The 17075-nt window shown below is 62.9% G+C and carries 18 protein-coding genes, 1 pseudogene and 1 riboswitch; of the genes and pseudogenes, 16 read left to right on the top strand and 3 right to left on the bottom strand.

What is annotated here, in order from left to right; translation table 11 throughout:
* The first annotated feature begins 276 nt into the window (after positions 1–276).
* From queC to AAFP30_RS05725, 5 genes are all read left to right on the top strand, one after another.
* Positions 277–975: a 7-cyano-7-deazaguanine synthase QueC gene (queC, locus tag AAFP30_RS05745; protein WP_419228908.1), complete on the top strand. Its 699-nt coding sequence runs from the start codon at positions 277–279 to the stop codon at positions 973–975.
* Positions 972–1604 (top strand): 7-carboxy-7-deazaguanine synthase, encoded by a 633-nt coding sequence (gene queE, locus AAFP30_RS05740; RefSeq protein WP_419228907.1) that lies wholly within the window; start codon positions 972–974, stop codon positions 1602–1604. Before queC ends, queE begins: the two co-directional genes overlap by 4 nt.
* Before the next feature lie 8 nt (positions 1605–1612).
* On the top strand, positions 1613–1972 hold the full coding sequence (gene queD / locus AAFP30_RS05735) for a 6-carboxytetrahydropterin synthase QueD (RefSeq protein WP_419229210.1): 360 nt from the start codon (positions 1613–1615) through the stop codon (positions 1970–1972).
* Positions 1973–3248: 1276 nt separating this feature from the next.
* Positions 3249–4673 carry a hypothetical protein gene (locus AAFP30_RS05730; RefSeq protein WP_419228906.1) on the top strand — a complete coding sequence of 475 codons (1425 nt, stop codon included), beginning with the start codon at positions 3249–3251 and terminating at the stop codon, positions 4671–4673.
* The gene (locus AAFP30_RS05725) at positions 4670–4966 is read left to right on the top strand and encodes a hypothetical protein (protein ID WP_419228905.1); all 297 of its coding nucleotides are present in this window, start codon (positions 4670–4672) and stop codon (positions 4964–4966) included. Before AAFP30_RS05730 ends, AAFP30_RS05725 begins: the two co-directional genes overlap by 4 nt.
* A 178-nt stretch (positions 4967–5144) precedes the next feature.
* Here AAFP30_RS05725 and AAFP30_RS05720 read toward each other — a convergent pair whose 3' ends face one another.
* Positions 5145–6650: an SIR2 family protein gene (locus tag AAFP30_RS05720; protein WP_419228904.1), complete on the bottom strand. Its 1506-nt coding sequence runs from the start codon at positions 6648–6650 to the stop codon at positions 5145–5147.
* A gap of 272 nt (positions 6651–6922) precedes the next feature.
* Between AAFP30_RS05720 and AAFP30_RS05715 the strand changes: the two genes are divergently transcribed.
* From AAFP30_RS05715 to AAFP30_RS05695, 5 genes are all read left to right on the top strand, one after another.
* On the top strand, positions 6923–7294 hold the full coding sequence (locus AAFP30_RS05715) for a GIY-YIG nuclease family protein (protein WP_419229209.1): 372 nt from the start codon (positions 6923–6925) through the stop codon (positions 7292–7294).
* 131 nt (positions 7295–7425) lie between these two features.
* Positions 7426–7764 carry a WXG100 family type VII secretion target gene (locus AAFP30_RS05710; protein WP_419228903.1) on the top strand — a complete coding sequence of 113 codons (339 nt, stop codon included), beginning with the start codon at positions 7426–7428 and terminating at the stop codon, positions 7762–7764.
* Positions 7761–8051, top strand: coding sequence for a WXG100 family type VII secretion target (locus AAFP30_RS05705; RefSeq protein ID WP_419228902.1), 291 nt, complete (start codon positions 7761–7763; stop codon positions 8049–8051). Before AAFP30_RS05710 ends, AAFP30_RS05705 begins: the two co-directional genes overlap by 4 nt.
* Before the next feature lie 6 nt (positions 8052–8057).
* Complete coding sequence (locus tag AAFP30_RS05700; protein ID WP_419228901.1) at positions 8058–9401, top strand: hypothetical protein; 1344 nt, start codon at positions 8058–8060, stop codon at positions 9399–9401.
* A gap of 3 nt (positions 9402–9404) precedes the next feature.
* Entirely contained in the window at positions 9405–9779 is a 375-nt protein-coding gene (locus AAFP30_RS05695) for a DUF6188 family protein (RefSeq protein WP_419228900.1), read from the top strand.
* A gap of 49 nt (positions 9780–9828) precedes the next feature.
* On the opposite strand, the pseudogene AAFP30_RS05690 reads toward AAFP30_RS05695, so the two are convergent.
* Positions 9829–9924 (bottom strand): annotated as a pseudogene (locus tag AAFP30_RS05690) (cyclase family protein); the annotation flags it as partial.
* An 84-nt stretch (positions 9925–10008) separates the two neighbouring features.
* Between AAFP30_RS05690 and AAFP30_RS05685 the strand changes: the two are divergent.
* From AAFP30_RS05685 to AAFP30_RS05670, 4 genes are all read left to right on the top strand, one after another.
* Positions 10009–11226: a Fic family protein gene (locus AAFP30_RS05685; protein ID WP_419228899.1), complete on the top strand. Its 1218-nt coding sequence runs from the start codon at positions 10009–10011 to the stop codon at positions 11224–11226.
* 393 nt (positions 11227–11619) lie between these two features.
* Entirely contained in the window at positions 11620–12498 is an 879-nt protein-coding gene (locus AAFP30_RS05680; RefSeq protein WP_419228898.1) for a LysR family transcriptional regulator, read from the top strand.
* A complete protein-coding gene (locus AAFP30_RS05675; RefSeq protein WP_419228897.1) occupies positions 12495–13394 on the top strand; it encodes a serine hydrolase in 900 nt (299 codons plus the stop codon). Before AAFP30_RS05680 ends, AAFP30_RS05675 begins: the two co-directional genes overlap by 4 nt.
* Positions 13395–13491: 97 nt before the next feature.
* On the top strand, positions 13492–15267 hold the full coding sequence (locus AAFP30_RS05670; protein WP_419228896.1) for a penicillin-binding transpeptidase domain-containing protein: 1776 nt from the start codon (positions 13492–13494) through the stop codon (positions 15265–15267).
* Between the two features lie 146 nt (positions 15268–15413).
* On the opposite strand, the gene AAFP30_RS05665 is transcribed toward AAFP30_RS05670, so the two are convergent.
* A complete protein-coding gene (locus AAFP30_RS05665; protein WP_419228895.1) occupies positions 15414–16184 on the bottom strand; it encodes a 3-oxoacyl-ACP reductase in 771 nt (256 codons plus the stop codon).
* A riboswitch (TPP riboswitch) is annotated at positions 16175–16270 on the bottom strand. Its footprint overlaps the gene before it by 10 nt.
* Here AAFP30_RS05665 and AAFP30_RS05660 point away from each other — a divergent pair.
* Complete coding sequence (locus tag AAFP30_RS05660) at positions 16260–16400, top strand: hypothetical protein (RefSeq protein ID WP_419228894.1); 141 nt, start codon at positions 16260–16262, stop codon at positions 16398–16400. It overlaps the preceding riboswitch by 11 nt.
* 52 nt (positions 16401–16452) lie before the next feature.
* Complete coding sequence (locus AAFP30_RS05655; RefSeq protein WP_419228893.1) at positions 16453–16866, top strand: hypothetical protein; 414 nt, start codon at positions 16453–16455, stop codon at positions 16864–16866.
* Positions 16867–17075: the final 209 nt, after the last annotated feature.

Here is a 17075-nt window from a genome sequence, read left to right as displayed (position 1 = left end):
CCCCCATGTAAAGATCTAGGAGGTGGGTGCCGCCACGAGCATCGCCAATTCGCTCGATCCACTGGTCGGCCCGTCGACCGATGCTGCCAGGGTCGAGGCTTCGCACTGCCAGGTCAGCAGGCACCGGAGAGCACTTTCGATTAGTGCAGCCAACGACTATTGCTAGTTTTCTCATCGGCGGGCCTCCCTGTCAGACTCACAAACTACACTATGGTTGTCTCTACTCAAGCGCGTAGTTATTCCCGAAACGCGTCTCGTCCAATCAGGAGGTTTTCGATGATCAAGCCACCCGCAGTCGTACTCCTCAGCGGCGGTCTCGACTCCACGACCGTCCTCGCCATTGCCAACGACCTCGGCTATATGTCATACGCACTGTCGTTTCGATACGGACAGAGACACCATGTCGAGTTAGACGCAGCACGCCGGGTTGCCGGTTCCATCGGCGTTGAACGACACGAGATCGTCGACATCGACCTTCGTACGTTTGGCGGATCGTCCCTGACCTCTGATGTTGCGGTACCTAAACACGATTCAGCAGACGCTCTAGCCCAGGATATTCCAAACACTTACGTCCCAGCTCGTAACACCATCTTCCTGTCCTTCGCCCTCGCCTACGCGGAGGTAGTTGGTGCTCGAGACATCTTCCTCGGAGTCAACGCACTGGACTACTCCGGCTATCCCGACTGCCGCCCCGAGTACATCGCCGCATATGAGACGATGGCAAACCTCGCAACGCGAGCAGGTGTCGATGGCCAACGCCTGAGCATTCATACCCCGCTAATCTCGATGACGAAAGCGGAGATCGTTCGTAGGGGGACCGAGTTGGGCGTCGACTACTCCGTAACGTCGTCGTGTTACGACCCTGACGCCAGCGGAAGCCCCTGTGGACACTGCGACTCGTGCCTGTTGCGGCTGCGGGGCTTCGAAGAAGCCGGCATGAATGACCCTCTCAAGTACCAAGGGAGTCTTGTGTGACCTACAAGGTCAAGGAGATCTTCTACACCCTCCAAGGCGAGGGAACCCACGCCGGCAGGCCGGCGGTCTTTTGCCGATTCGCGTCATGCAATCTGTGGACGGGACGCGAGAAGGATCGGCACCGAGCCATCTGCCAGTTCTGCGATACCGACTTCGTGGGTACCGATGGCCCCGGCGGCGGGAAGTTCGCATCTGCAGCCGAACTGGCCGACGCGGTGAGCGCAAAGTGGACTTCAGATGCCGGAGACCGCATGGTCGTCTGTACCGGCGGTGAACCTCTACTACAGCTCGATGAAGAGTTGGTAGACGCCCTGCATGCTCGGGGGTTTTACGTAGCAGTCGAGACGAACGGAACCGTGCTTCCTCCTCCTGGTATTGACTGGCTCTGCGTTAGTCCGAAAAAGAATGCGCCACTGATCGTTACAAAAGGTGACGAGTTGAAACTTGTCTACCCCCAGGAGGACCTGTCGCCCAAGACTTTTGAGACGTTGAAGTTCACGCGCCTGCGCCTGCAACCACTCGACGACGCACATACGCGCGAAAACACCGAAGCCGCGGTCACCTATTGTTTGCAGAATCCCAAGTGGCAGTTGAGCCTTCAGACCCACAAAATGTTAGGAATTCCGTGACCGGCGGTATGGAAATCTTTCGAGAGTTCACTTTCGAGTCCGCGCATCGACTACCAAATGTGCCAGAGGGGCATAAGTGCGCTCGCCTGCACGGGCATTCGTACAGATTGACCGTTACTGTCGGTGGTCCGATCGATGACAGGCTTGGATGGGTGATGGACTTCGGTGATCTGAAGACTGCCGTTGAACCCCTGGTCCGATCGTTAGATCACCGCGCGCTCAACGAAGTTGAGGGACTCGAGAATCCCACGAGTGAGAATCTCGCCATATGGATCTGGGACCGACTCTCCCCTGATATTCAAGGCCTCCGAAGCGTTCGAGTTCGGGAAACTGCTACGTCTGGCTGTACCTACTACGGACCAATCTGATCCACATTCAATCGCGACTACTCCCGATCCGGCGACGAAGCACCCGGGTTAGTTGATACCCCGATCGACTCGATGGAGATAAACAGTCAGCCCGTGATCCCGAGCGAGAGACTGTAGTGCGGTCGCGTTGGATCGGTCGACCTTGAGGTCAATCGAGTATTTGGGAATCCGAACAGACCACGGACTCGAGTCATGCTCCACATCGAGAACCACCGACTCCTCTGCCATCCGTCTGTAATGGCGATCAACCGACGCTCGGACTGTTTCGCGCCCAACGCGGTAGTGGCTCGCGAGGTCGGCATCCGTCCACCCCAATACTGCAAGCCGATGCATTTGCCTATCGCGCTCGACGCGCCAGGGTGCTGACCCATACTCGCCGGCGTTCTCCAATTGATCGCGTAGCCCGTCTAGAAACTTCTGCGCTATTGCGTCGCTCTGACCAGAGTCATGCTCTTCGGGTGGCGGATACCCGCCCCGACGTGCACTCATACGAGTTCCCTTTCCATTCGACACCAAGAGGTCACCTGAGACGTCCGGAATCAGCAATCCTTTGATCTTCGATGGTAGTTGTAGCTCGGGAGAGTGCTCATCGGCCGGCGGTCGGGCGAGAGCGTCTCATATGCCGTCGGCAATCGGAAGAAGTCGGTGACCATCGTCAGAGTCGGTTAACACCACCGGGACGTGTCGGCGGGCTTGCGTCAGCTCTGAAGTTGTCGATCATCGGCCAGAACCAGCCACGCCCTCCAACGCGGTGAAGTGACACCTTCTCGCGGTTCAGTGGTGACTTACAGTCTCGGACAGGCGGGACAGACCGGCCAAAATCAGTAAAGAATAAGTAATTCACGACCTTTTGTTTAGTAAATAGATTGCTTCCCCTTCATCTGTGTGATCAACGGGCGACGGAACACGAAACTGAGGCCTGGTAATTTGGCGATCAGAACTGGCTTCTTGGGGGTGGGGACATGGCCGACGATTTAAGCGTGGACCCGACAGAGGTTCGCCAGGTAGGAACACGGTTCTCAGATCACGCAGCTGACGTTCACGTCGCTTTTCAGGGCCACAACCAGAGCCTCGAGGATGCGGCGACCGGTCTTCTCCCCGGGGCAAAGGCTGGTCTATCGAGTCTTGTGTCGACGTGGACAGACCGGGGATCGAGCTTGACGACAACGGCGGGAACGCACGGCAACTCTCTGCACACCAGCTCGTTGACGTATGAGGACACCGATGCGGACACGACGCAGGCCATTGAATCGTCGATCAAACCACTGAACCTCTGATGAGTGCTCCGATCACCATCGACGAGCTGATCTCGAGTTTTGACCCCGAGCAGCTCACCGAGATCTTCCGGGTGTGCGCTGACCGACATCAGCACTGCAACGATCTGCACACGACCTTGCAGGCAATCGACACGATGCAGATCCCGTGGCAAGGCGACGCGGCAACGGCCGCGAAGAATGCCGTCGGTAAGACCCGAAAGGACCTCACCGATCACGGCGACGAGGTGTGGAAGGTCGGCGCCGCTGCCAACGATTGCTATGCCGACGCGGTCGCTGTGAAGGACCGAGCCAAGAAGTGTGAGAGCGAAGCGCACGGTCACGGGTGGGTCATAGACTCCGGCAACAAGGTCACTGATCCACATCCACCGGACACTTCAGATTGGTCACCGGAGGACGTTCAGAAGTACAAAGACGACATGGAGACGTTGCAACACGAGGTCGACTCGACGATCGAAGCAGCGAATCGACTCGATGACGACCTCGCAGCGTTGTTCAACGTCGCGGATGGGGAGCTTCCGGACACACCTCGGGGTGAAGCCTCCAATGTGAACGAGGCGGGCCGAAAGGCCAACGAAGTCGCGGCGTTCAAACAGCTGTACGGCCGAACTCCGACTTCGGACAATGATTGGCGTATCGCGCAGGCACTGGACCCTCACACATATGACCCCAAGTACCGGGGCGCGAAGTCCACAGTCCAGGTTGCGCGGATCAACCCACAGCCTGGCCATGGTGTCGTTCGCGCCAACTTCTACATCCCCGGCGAGGACGTGCAGAATGTGAGCCTGAATCCGCTCGACCTCATCAGTGGTCACACCCTCCCTCACAACCTTGGCGACAATCGTGGACCCGATTCCAATGCCAGCCCTGAGCACTCGCGGGTGTCAGCATTCGTGGACTACAACAACGGGAGCGTCATCGTGCGACAGAACCCGACCGTAGTCAGCGACTACTCGAAAGCTCCAGAGGCGGGAGTACCGACCGTTCATGTCGCACAAACAGCCGATGGGACGGTTCGGATGCAATATTCTGCGACCGACACGTTCGAATCGTGGGCTGCGAAACAGGCAGGGGTAGCAGTCGCCGGCGACTTGACTGTCCAGCCCCAACAAGACGGTCCCGCGAATGTTGGCGGGAAGATCACAACTTTTCCCGCCGCTGAGGTCTACAACTACGGCGATGACGGTGCGGTCACTCCGATAGCGGATTATCGCGCCACCGGATCGGATCTGGGTCCCATGCGATGGCTATGGATGGGCGCCAATCACGACATCGGAGGAGACGTACCCCAGGTGGGGGCCTCCGACCAAGCTTCGCCGCAAGTCGGTTACCCGGGAAGTCAACAGTCTTCTGCCGCTCGAGTGGGTACCGAACTCGGTTCAGCCGACAACCCGCCCACCGCACCGATCGTCCCTGCCCGCCGATGACCGACAGGCGCAAGTCAAGCTTTCTCCGACTCTGGCTCGGCTCCATGCTGTGGGCCATTCCGGTCAGTGCGGTCATCTGCATCCTTGCCACAATCGTCGCCCTCGAGATCTCTCTGATCGGGGAAGAACCGTCGCAGGCCGGTGACGGTCGCATCGCTTCGCTTTTCAGCGGATTCTTCTGGGGTCTCCTCATTTTCGTCGGATTCTGCTACATCTGGATTCCCCTGGTGGGCTTAATAATAGCGACAATTCGCTGGGTCAGACGCCGGCGCCAACGCTGGCCCGCTAGTTGACCGTCTCGACCAGAGTCGCGCTCGCTGCGCTCATCGGACGGCGGGGCTTCGCTACGGATTCGACACGGTCGACATTTTCGTCAGCCGCATGTGGTCGGCACACCCCTCGAACGGGCATCGCCGGATTCGGATAGCACCACCGGGTCCACTGGCGCGCGTGCTCCGAGGTTGCCGCTGCTCAAAGACCGGGTCCACCCAGACCCGCCAACGCATTTCGCAGCGGCTGCAACAGTCCACTGCCCATTTCAGCCTGCAGCAACACATTCCGCGCGTCCGCGACCACTGCGCGATCCTGCTCCTCGAGCAGTCCGTCGAACCTCTCATCCAGGATCCAGCTCGCATCCGTGACGGCATGGGCGGCGACGGCGTCGAGAAAAATCTCCATGCGTCGGATGCGATCTTCGCGTTCGCGCCCTTCGCAGACGAACCAGTTGAACTGCTTGTTCCACAGCGCCTTTCGCGCTTCGACCCCGGACACGTCGACGAAGGTGCCCTGGGTGGTGCGGGCGTCGCTGCGTTCGAGGTAGTCGTCGACCTCCATCGCGAGGCGGATCACGTTGTCGTCGGCCAACGATGCCCCGACGATCAACAGATGCTTGGTGAGCAGCAACGCCTGCAGCAGTGAGCCGGCCGGACGCGACTTGGCGTCGAACAGCACGAAGTCGCGTCGGGTGAGGACGATGCTGTTGGGCTGTCCGATGTCGCCGTGCAGCTTGAGCAGCCACGGCCGGCGTTCGTCGACAGTCTCCCAAGGGAGAACCGTGGGCCGCTCGCTGCCGGTGGCGTGCACGGCCCGCTCGTAGAGGTCGTCGTAGTTGGTGGTGACCGCTTCTCGGCAGGCCATCCCGGCGAGCAGAGCGTGGGCAAGTGCCACCTTCGTGCGGTCGCCGACGACCTCGGCGACTTTCGCATTCAGCTTCTCCGTGCCGCCCAGCCGCGCAGCGAGATACTGCGCCTTGTCGAGGTCTCCGAGTTTCTCGTAGTCGTCCGGGTACTCTCCCAGCCCTTGACCGATCTCGGCAAGCAAGTCGTTCCAACTGGGAAGTCCAGCAGCCATACTCACTCCGGCGCCGAGGAACAGTGCGAGGTGTCCGTTGGCGGCGAGGGCGCCGAGTCGGCGTGCCTCCGAAAGATCCGCCTCGCTCAGCTTCCACTGTTCCGTGCCGCCCGTCTGACCATGCCGTCGACTGTGTTGCGCCGCAGCAAAAGCCGCTCGGTTGGCGGCCACCAACAGGATGTCGATGCTCGTCGTGGCCGCCGCGCGATGCAACGTCTCCAGCAAACCCTTGAGAACGGCACCTCGGCGACCCCCGAGTCCACCGGCACCAATGCCGAGCACCGGCAGAGCGACACGCGGCAGCACCCGCCCCTCTGCCTTCTTGATGTTCGCGTCGGCGATCTCGGTGAGCACCTTGTCGACTCGACGAATTAGTTCGTCGTCGGTCAGGATGTGGTGGTCGGCCACGCTGATAAACCACACCGGGTCGCCGGTGGCACTGCGAGCGCAGTCTTGTGGCCAGTTATGCGGCTTTGCCGTGTTGATGTCGCCGGTGACCGATCGCGGCCAGTGCTGGCGGACGTCGAACTCGTGGTCGGTGGGGATGATGACGGCGTCGTAGTCGAAGTTCTCGATCAGTCCGTGCAGGACGAAGAGGTGTCCGGTCGAGTCGCGCTGAGTGCTCACAGCAGCACTCTATTCCGGCTACATCTGACACAATGTCCGCGTGTCTCCACGCCTGTCCGAGTTCCTGAACGCGCCGCTCTTCACCCGCGCCGAAGCACTCTCACCCCAGACACCGGTGCCGTCCGAGCCAGGTATCCACGGCGTGTGGTTCCGCGAGCTGCCCGCGACGATCGACACGACCGCGTGCGAGCAGCGAGATGGACTGACGCTCTTGTACGTCGGGATCAGTCCCGCCAAGCCGCCGGCAAACGGCAGGCCCGCGAGTCGGCAGAATCTCCGCACACGCATCCGGTACCACTACCCGGGGAAGGGCAGACGGATCGACGCTCCGCAAGTCTCTGGGGTGCCTACTGGCAGACAATCTAGGAATCGAACTGCGCCGCTATGGGTCTGGTGCCCAACGACATTTCGGTGCGGGCGAGGCGGTGCTCGATCAGTGGATGGCCGACAACGCACTGGTCTCGTGGATAACTGCCGGCGAACCGTGGGAGCTCAAGACTGACTTCATCGCCGAGCTGGATGTTCCGTTGAACATCGATCAGAACCCACACAACGCGTTCGCTGAGGAACTGAGCGAGACGCGACGTCGCGCGGATCATCGGGCGAAGCAGCTTCCGGTCCTTCCGAACCCAGGTCGGAGGTAGTCGAGGACTTAACCGCGTCCACCGGGCGAACGACACGACCTCCAGTCCGAACCTCCCCAACCAGCGACGTCCGCCTCTGCGTCGGAATTGCCGGTATTGCAGCGCCGCAGAGGGTTTCATAGCATTCCCGCATGGATAGCGGGGGCAACAATCCAGGAGATCAACTGCAGGTCATTCCAGACGACGTCAAACAGGTGGGCGCAGCGATCCGGGCGGCACAGCAGACTCTGCATCGCGCACTGAACACCACAGCCGGCGACGTGCACAACCTGACATCCGTCGACTGGACCGGTGACGCGGCGAAAGCATTCGGCGAGGGGTGGAACGACTGCCATCGCGGCGGAACCGAGATCCTCGACGCGCTGGAGCGACTCGCCGAGAAGCTGCACGTCTCCGGTGACAACTACTCGACATCGGAATCGGTCAACACGAGCACCTTCACCGGACTCAACATGGGCGTGACCTCATGACCGACGAGTTCCGCGTCGACCTCGATGAACTCGATTCCGTCGTCCAGCGACTCACTCAATTCGACAAGCTCATCGGCGAACAGCTCACGCACATCGACCAATTGGTGACGAACCTGCACGGTTCCTGGTCCGGTCTCGCGGCGACCGCCCACGCCGAGGCACACCGCACCTGGGCGGCCGGCGCCAAGACCTTCCACGACGGCGTCACCGAAATGGGTACGGTCGCCAAGAACGCGCACACGCACTACACGCGAGCTCAGTCGGTCAACCGACGGATGCTCGGGTAGCGCGTCATGGTCCAGGTCAACCCGCAGGTGTACTACGACGCCGCGAGCTCCTGCCACACACTCGCCGATGATCTCGCAACCCAATTGGGCTCCCTCAAGGCGAAGCTCACACGTACCGACTGCATGGCCCGCGACTACCCCCAAGTCCATTCGTGGAGTTCGACCTACGCCTCGCACTCCAAAGACTTCATGAATGGTACGGCCGTACTGGTCAATGCGTTGGAGAACTTCAGCGACATCCTCAACGTCGCGGGCCACAACTGGGCCATGGCGAACTACAACGCCAACCGCGATCCCAACAAGGGTGCGGCGCCCATTGCGCCCGCCCGGTCGCCCGGTCCCATCTGCCGCGGCGAAACCATCCTTCCGCCGTCGGCCACCGGCAACAACGGCGACGGCTTGGACACCAACATCGGCGGGCTCCTCGAGAAGATCGGCATGGCCGTACCCAACGGCGACACCGACAAACTCTCGACCGCCGCGTCGTCGTGGGCTGCGTTCGCCGGCCACAATTCCATCACCAACGCGGCCACCACCCTGCAGAAGTCACACGACGCGTTCCACGATGTCGTCGCCGACGACGCGACCGCGATTCAAGGGCACCTCGCCACACTGAAAGGAGGCGCGGCAGCGGTCGCCGGATTCGCAAGTGAGATGGGGTCGGCCGTCGATGGCCATCACGGAGGTTTGGTGGATCTCCGGAACGGGATCGACGAGAAGACCCAACACCTCCTCGCCGAACTCGGTGTTTCGACCGCGCTCACGGCGATCGTCGTCGGGATCTTCACCCTGGCGACCGCCGGCGCCGCCGCTGCCGGACCCGACGAAGCCATCGTGGGACTCGACGCTGCCGCGGTGGCCGGCATGGTCGCCGAGGCCGCCACCGCAATTCGTGGACTGATCACGACCAGTCAGCTCTTGGTGTTGCTTGGCGGAGTTGCTGCCGGGTTTGCCGGTGCAAAAGGTTTGACCCCGACGAGCGCCCTACAGCACATCGCGATGCTCACTGCACAGACGATCGACGACGGTCAACCTGAAAAGACGCAGGGCTCTGAACACGACACAAGTCACGACGGCACTGCGCCTGAACGTCCCCCCGAGGTACCCGACGATTGGATTCCACGGACCGCTGACAATGGGAAGGGCGTCGTCTGGCAGAAGCCCGGATCTGAGGGCAACAGCGATACGATCAGAATCATGGATCCCACATCCAGGTATCCCGATGGCTATGTGCGCTATTACAATTCGCATGGTCAACCGGTGACTCTGGAGAATAAGCCGGGTCCAAACTCTCAGACTCACATCCCCAGAAATCCAGATGGCAGCTTCCCGAAACCGAAAGGATGGTGAGGTGTGATTCTCCCGCTCGCAGGTGAACTCGTGACACCCAAACTTGAAGACTTCATCTTCGTTGCCGAAACATCGTCAGGTTATGAACTGCAGGTGGAGACAGAACTTAATCTTCATAGGGCGACAGGTACAGACATCACGATCGGTGTAGCAGGCGACGAGGATCACGACATCGAACTCGGCAGTTTCTTCGCCGGGACTGTGCAGACTGCGGAGGTGTCTGGCTCCGGGATGTTGTTGGTGACAATGGAGTCTGGCAACCGACTTTCTGTCGAACCCGACCCTGACTTCGAATCGTGGACGCTGACCGGACCGGGTGGTTATCGCGTGGTGTGCATGCCAGGCGGAGAACTGGCGACGTGGGAATCCCAGACCTGAGCAACGCGTGTCGCACTGGTGATATGCGCCAGTCACCATCCCGAGGAACAACTGCCAATGCGGGTTCGAAACCGCCCGCCGCTCCGGCATCGACGCCCACCGTCTCCACGCCGAGTCCGGTGATGTCACGCTGTACGGCAAGGTAGGACTTCGCTACCGGGTAGCGACAAGTGATGGCTCAGCTACGCCATACCCTCACTTACCTAATAAGTGAGGGTATGGTTCGGATATGCCCTCACTTATGGCTGACGCGGCCCGCGACCGAAACCGATGGCCGGCGGTGTCGACCGAAGTCGTCGAATGGATCCCGACGATCCCTGCCGAGTTGCTCAGTCGAGCGCAACGCGTGCGGTATCGAGGGCCGTATCGCGCTGCGGTGGTTCCGCACATCGCATCCGTCACAGCGCATCTCCCTGCTGAGACGTCGTCCCTCGTCGCCGAGGCGAGCGCGGTGATCACCCGGTTCGATGCCGACCTCGGCCGGGAACTCGCGCCATTCGCCGCGATACTGCTGCGATCCGAATCGACGTCGTCGTCGCAGATCGAGAATCTGTCGTCGGGAGCCAAGCAGATTGCGCTCGCCGAGCTGGGCAGCCGCGAGAAGCGCAACGCCACCCAGATAGTCGGGAACGTCGCAGCGATGACGGCGGCGATCGATTTGGCGGACGATCTTGATACCTCGGCAATCCTGTCGATGCACCACGCACTGATGGAACACACCGACCCGGAGATCGCCGGGCGGTGGCGTGATGATCAGGTGTGGATCGGCGGCTCCAGTATCGGTCCGCATGATGCAGACTTCGTCGCGCCGACCGCCGAGCATGTACCCGAGCTCATGGCGGACCTCATCACATTCGCGCACCGCACCGACATTGCACCCCTTGCGCTCACCGCGCTCGCCCACGCTCAGTTCGAGACGATTCACCCGTTCCCCGATGGCAACGGCCGCACCGGCCGGGCACTCATCCAATCCATGCTCCGGGCCAACGGTCTGACGCAGAACGTAACGGTACCGGTGTCGGCCGGACTGTTGGTCGACACTCGAGGCTACTTCGCCGCGTTGGATGCCTACCGATCCGGTGACCCGTCCCTGATCATCGAAACACTCTCTCATGCAGCCCTTTCCGCAGTAGCCAACGGCTTACAGCTGGTGGCGGACCTGCGCCTCGTTCGCGAGAACTGGGGCAACCGAGTGCGGGCTCGACAAGGCTCGGGCGCGCAGCGCCTGCTCGACATTCTCCTCCGTCAACCCGTTGTCGACCGACAGACCACCGCAGTCGAACTGGGTATCTCTCCCGACAACGCCGACAGAGCCATCCAACCCCTCGTCGATGCCGGAATCCTCCACGAGTTCACCGGATTCAGCCGCAACCGGATGTGGCATGCGGCCGAGGTGACCGATGCCCTCGACGAGTTTGCGGCGAGAGCGGCTCGACGCGGAGGGTGATGAGTCGAGGCCACCCGGCTCGGCCGATCTCATCCGGCCAGTCGATTCCTTCAAGGGCCTACTCCTGTTGCACCGGAACAGCTCTCGCAGGATCTGGAGCCGCACATGTGGTTCCTGCGGCGAACACACGAGGACGGGATTCGTTGACCGCAGCGGGATGTGCTGCAAATCCTGGTGGCGGTCGCGACGGTCAACGGCCTGCGCCGGGCATCGTCGAATCCGACACGCAGCGCCGTGCGACAGCGCAAGGCGCCATCCTCGCAGGATTCCACCACGTGGCGGATATGCAAAGTTTTCGTCGATTTCTTTACATATACTGGGTGACGTGTGAAGTTCCTTTGCACGTGCGTAATGCAATGCAGCGGCGGGCACGATCCGTGCCATCCTGACACCATGGACCTCATCCGCCACCTACGGTTCTTTGTCGCGGTCGCCGAGGAAGGACACTTCGGTGATGCGGCCGCACGCCTGGAAATGACGCAGCCGCCGGTGTCGCAGGGCCTGCGTCGGCTGGAGAAGGCCTACGGCGTCACGTTGATCCGACGAACGTCCCGAGGCGCTGAACTCACCGATGCCGGACGCGAACTGCTCCCGCGCGCACGGCTTCTCGTCGACGACGCAGCACGGATCGGGGATGAGGCCCGCCGCCTGGCGACGCTGTCGGAGGTGCTGCGATGGGGTGCGGTCCCGCACCTGGGCAGCGCCGCGCTGGCCAGGTGCGCGCGCGTCGTCGGCGCCGCCTCGCCGGCCCAGGAGATGCTCACGGCTCCGGCGACGTCACTCGTCGAGCAGGTGCTCGCCGGCAGCCTCGACGTGGCCGTCGTCGATCATCCGTGCGTGACCGGCACGCTGCACATCGGGCCGGTGATCCGGGTGCCGCGCCACATCGTGGTGCCCGCCGGCCATGAGGTGGTCACAGCCACCCGCCCGCGGTTGCGGCAACTCGGCGACCTGATCTTCTGCCACCCACCACGCTCGTGGAATCCACCTGCCTACGACCAACTCCTCGACGGCATCCGCGAGTCCGGGCTGAACCCGCCCGTCCGTTCCGCGACGTCGGAGGCCGAAATGATCGCGGCAGTTGCGGGCGGCGCCGCCTTCGGGCTTACCGCGCACCCGAATTCGCTGCGCGACATCGCCGAAATCGAATGCACCACTGCCGCTGCCGAAGCAACCAGGCTTCGGCTGCGGGTCATTCACCGGTCGCCAGACCATGCGGACATCGCGGCAGCTCTGACTGACTCCATCGCGGCCCTCGGAGGCGCGGTATGACCTCCCCACGACTCAGCGGCCGGATCGCCGAGATCTTCGCCGACGCCGGCTGCGCCGGATGGGTCCACGCGGTAAACCTCGGGCATCCCCACCTGCGGTGCGATTACGGTTCCGACACACCCGTCGTACTCGCCTCGGTCTACAAGCTGCCGCTCCTGGTGTCTCTGTGCCGCCTGGCGGATCGCGGGCAGGTGGACATGAGCGAGACGATCGCGGTCGATCCGACCGAGTGGGCCGCCGGTTCGACGGGACTCGGCCTGTTCCGCGATCCCGTGCAGATGAGTTGGCGGGACCTCGCGGTGTCGATGATGACCGTCTCCGACAATGTTGCCGCCGACGTCATCTTGCAGCGCATCGGTCTCGACGTGGTTCGCGCCGATCTCGTGTCGCTCGGGCTGACGGAAATGCGCATCGTTGGCGGCATGCGCGAGGTCGACGATCGTCTCCGATCCGAGACCGGTACGAGCACCGTCGCCGAGGCGTTCGCGACATTGGCCGATCCCGATGTCGCGACCGAGGTTTCTGCCTACGACGCTGCGTATTCCAGTGCGTCGACACCGCGGGAGTGCACGACGCTGCTTCGCGCTGTCTGGGACGATCGTGCTGCTTCAGCGCCATCGTGTGCGTTCATCCGCGAGGTGATGCGCCGCCAGGTACTCACCGCACGCCTGGCCTCCGGTTTTCCGTACGGCCACGTCGCCGTGGCCGGCAAAACCGGCACCCTCGCGGCGATTCGGAACGAGATCGGTGTCGTCGAGTTCCCGAACGAGCACCCGGTGGCGGTGGCGGTCTTCACGAAGAGTGCCCGTGCAGACCCGTCGCTGCCGGGTGTGGACCGGGCGATCGGCGCCGTTGCGCACGCGGTGGTGTCGGAATTGCGGATGCCTCTCGACTGATATCGCCCGCGCTGACCTGGCTAGATACCGATCCGCTATCGACCTGGCAGCGTGGCGGACCTTGCCGACGGCCCCGAGACCCGGTTGGGTGCAGCACATGATGCGCACAACGCGGCTGACGATGACCGGTCTGCTGGTCCTCGCGGTGGCCACCGGATGCTTCCCGTGGTCGAACTCACCCGAAGACACCGTGAACCGCTTCACCGAGGCCCTCACACGCGCGGACGTCGACGCCGCGGCCGCGGAGACCTCAGACCCCGCTTCGGCGAAGGCAGCGCTGCAATCGATGTTCGATGGCATGGGCAGCAAGGCCACCCTGGCGGCGACGCCGAAGCTCGACGACAAGGACGCCACCGGAACCGTCGACTACAGCTGGACCATCCGAGAGTCGCGGACCGTCGGCTACCAGACGACAGTGACGCTGCAGAAGGGGGCCGGCGACTGGAAGGTGCAGTGGGCGCCAACACTGTTGCATCCGCAACTGAGTGCGGGCCGGACGCTCTCCTACAGCGACGACATGGACTACAGCACACGGGTTCTCGACCGCAACGGTCAACCGATCATGAACTGGCAGCCAGTCACTCTGGTCTCGTTGAACCGCGCCGACCTGGCCTCGGCGGCCCGACTTGCTCGAACGCTGCGCGTTGTCGAGCCGACCATGACCGAAGCCGGCATCCGCAAACAGTTCGAGTCCTCCCCCGCTGACGTGCAGACGGTGATCCGCCTGCGGGACAGCGACTTCGCTAAGATCAAGCGGCAACTCACCGGAATCACGGGCGTCACCACCACCAACCAGGGAGCCCTGCTCAGCGCGACCAAGGATTTGCATTCACCTGCGATGTCGGGCCTGGAAGACGTGTGGCGCAGCGCGATCGGCGCCACCGCCGGGTGGTCGGTCAGCATCGTCGACGGCAACAACGTACCCACCGACGTGATCAAACAGGTTGCGCCGCAGCCCACCGAGCCGATCCGCACCGGTCTGGACCGCGACATCCAGAGCCACGCACAGCGCGCCGTCGACACCGAGCGTCGTCCCGCAGTGGTGGTCGCGATCGCGCCGTCGACCGGTCAGATCGTGGCGGTGGCACAGAACAGCGCGGCCGACCGGTCGGGTGCCATCGCGCTGTCCGGTCTGTACCCACCGGGCTCCACGTTCAAGACCATCACCACCGCGGCCGGGCTGGAATCCGGAGTCGTCGAGTCGGACACGCGACTCCCCTGCCCCGGGCGCACAACCGTCGAGGGCCGAACCATCCCCAACGAGAACGACTTCGACCTCGGCACGGTGCCGCTGGCCACCGCCTTCGCGCAGTCCTGCAACACCACCATGGGTGCGCTGGCGAACCGGTTACCCGCCGACGCGTTGCCCACGACGGCACGACAATTCGGCATCGGGGTGGACTACGTGATCCCCGGCGTCACCACGGTCACCGGCACGGTCTCCGACGCCTCCTCGCCTGCCCTCCGGGTGGAGAACGGGATCGGCCAGGGCACAGTAGCGGTGAGCCCGTTCGGCCTGGCCGTCGCCGAGGCGAGCCTCGCCCGCGGTGCGACGATCACCCCGACGCTCATTGTCGGCAAGCAAACCTCCGCAAATACTGCACTACAACGGATTCCCACCGAAGTTACGCGACAACTCGGGGCGATGATGCGGCAGACCGTCACCTCCGGTACGGCCACCGCGCTGCGTGACATACCGGGCTTGGGCGGCAAGACCGGTACCGCCGAGTACGGAGACAACACGAATCCGCACGGCTGGTTCGCCGGCATCGTCGGCGATCTGGCGTTCGCCACGCTCGTCGTCGGTGGCGGATCGTCGGCGCCGGCGGTGCGCGTCACCGGAGACTTTCTGCAGCCGTTGGTGGATGGCTGAGGCATGGGCTCGTCAGGGCAGATCTCCCTCGCCGGGACGCGAGTGAGCGGTAGGAACCCCCGCCCGCTGGTTGAGCTCAACGGGCGGTGGGGACTGCTGTGAGTGGCGGAGAAGATCGTTACCCCAGCGCCAGATGACGACTGCGGTCAGTTCTTGACCAACCCGCCGTCGACGACGAGGTTCTGCCCCGTCACCGCCCGCGACCACGGGGACAGGAAGAACAGCACCGCATCGGCAAACTCGGCGGGTGTCGTCACCGACCGCAGCGGGGTGGATGCCGCTATCGCGTCGAACACGACCTCGGGAGTCGCGGCGCTGGCGTCGGTGGTCCGCAGAAGTCCACCCGAGACCATGTTCACGGTGATGCCGTCGGGCCCGAGGTCGTGGGACAGGGTTCTGGTCAGCGCCAGCAAGGCCGCTTTCGCGGCGGTGTAATCGTGATAGGGGACAACGGGATTCTGCACGAGGTTGGTGCCGATGTTGATGACCCGACCGCCTCCCGCGGCGCGCATCCCGGGTAGCGCGGATTGAATGGTGTTGAGGGCACCGCCGACGATTCCGTGCAGTTGGGTGTCGAGCTCGGCCCACGTCAGGTCGTCGGCGTGCGAGCGGTCGTCGCCGTTGAACGAGTAGTCGGGCAGCGCGTTGTTCACCACCGCTGTCACCGGCGAGCCGAAATGTTCTGCCGCAGCGCCGATCATTGCCTCGACGGCACTCCTGTCAGTGATGTCGGCTTCGACGCTGATTGCGCTGGAACCGATCTCGTCAGCAAGCGAACGAGCCGCGTCGGCACTTCGGCGGTAGTTGATGACAACGCGGGCACCCTCCGCCGCAATAGCGCGGACGAGATGGACACCGAGCCCCCGACCACCCCCGGTCACCAGGACGACTCTCTCGGCAATGGCAGCAGCACACATCGGACCATCCCTTCGCCGGTACTAACCGGAGCAGGTTCGACGGGTCTCATCTCAGCCGGCCGGTACCGGCACCCCGTGTCGGACACCACTCTGGCCGGTTTCGTTCCGCGAGGCAAGCTCGGCTCGCGCACCGAGCAGGAGGTGCTCGACGTCATCCGGTTCGCCTGTCGACGCGGTCAACCCACACCACAAATGGGCGGACACCTGCAGCGATGAAGCAACACAGCATCAGCCCTCGCTTGTCGGTGCGAAGCGCAATACTGTCTACATGCACTCAATCGCCCGCCCCGCACGCCTCCTTCTCGCTCTCGTTGCGCTCGTCGCTGGAATCATCCTCCCGACGGCAGGCCCGGCCGGAGCCACTCCCAAGCCGACGGTTATCAACGACTGCGCCGGCACCAGCTACGTCAAGCCTCGCATGATCAACTCGATCTACTGCGGCGACGCCGGGATCATCGTGTCCGACATCTCCTGGTCAAGCTGGCAGGCCGCCCGCGCCGAGGGGACAGGGGTCGAGCACCGCAAGACCTGCGTACCCAATTGCGCTGATGGACCGATCGCTGTGCAGCCGGTGACTGTCCGACTGTCGAAGGTGAAGAAGGGCGAGTTCACCACGATCACGCTGGTCAACGAGAACGGACTGACCGACACCTACCCGCTGACCGGGGTTCACCGCCGATAACGCACAAGCGGGAAGACACGCGTTCCTCATCTTGTGACACCTACCAGCGGGCGTATCCGACGAAACTACCTGTACCGCTCAGATTCTCGTTTCGACCAGCGTCGGGCTCGCTTCGCTCGCACGTCGCGCTCAACGAGCGGGTGAGGTGTCGCGCTCAACGAGCGGGTAGCGCGACGGACTCAACCAGCGGGTGAGGTGTCGCGCTCAAC

This window comes from Gordonia sp. CPCC 205515, from assembly GCF_048537925.1.
GTDB lineage: Bacteria > Actinomycetota > Actinomycetes > Mycobacteriales > Mycobacteriaceae > Gordonia.
Note: the sequence above shows the minus strand (reverse complement) of the source record. Positions and strands in the feature narration are given on the sequence as shown.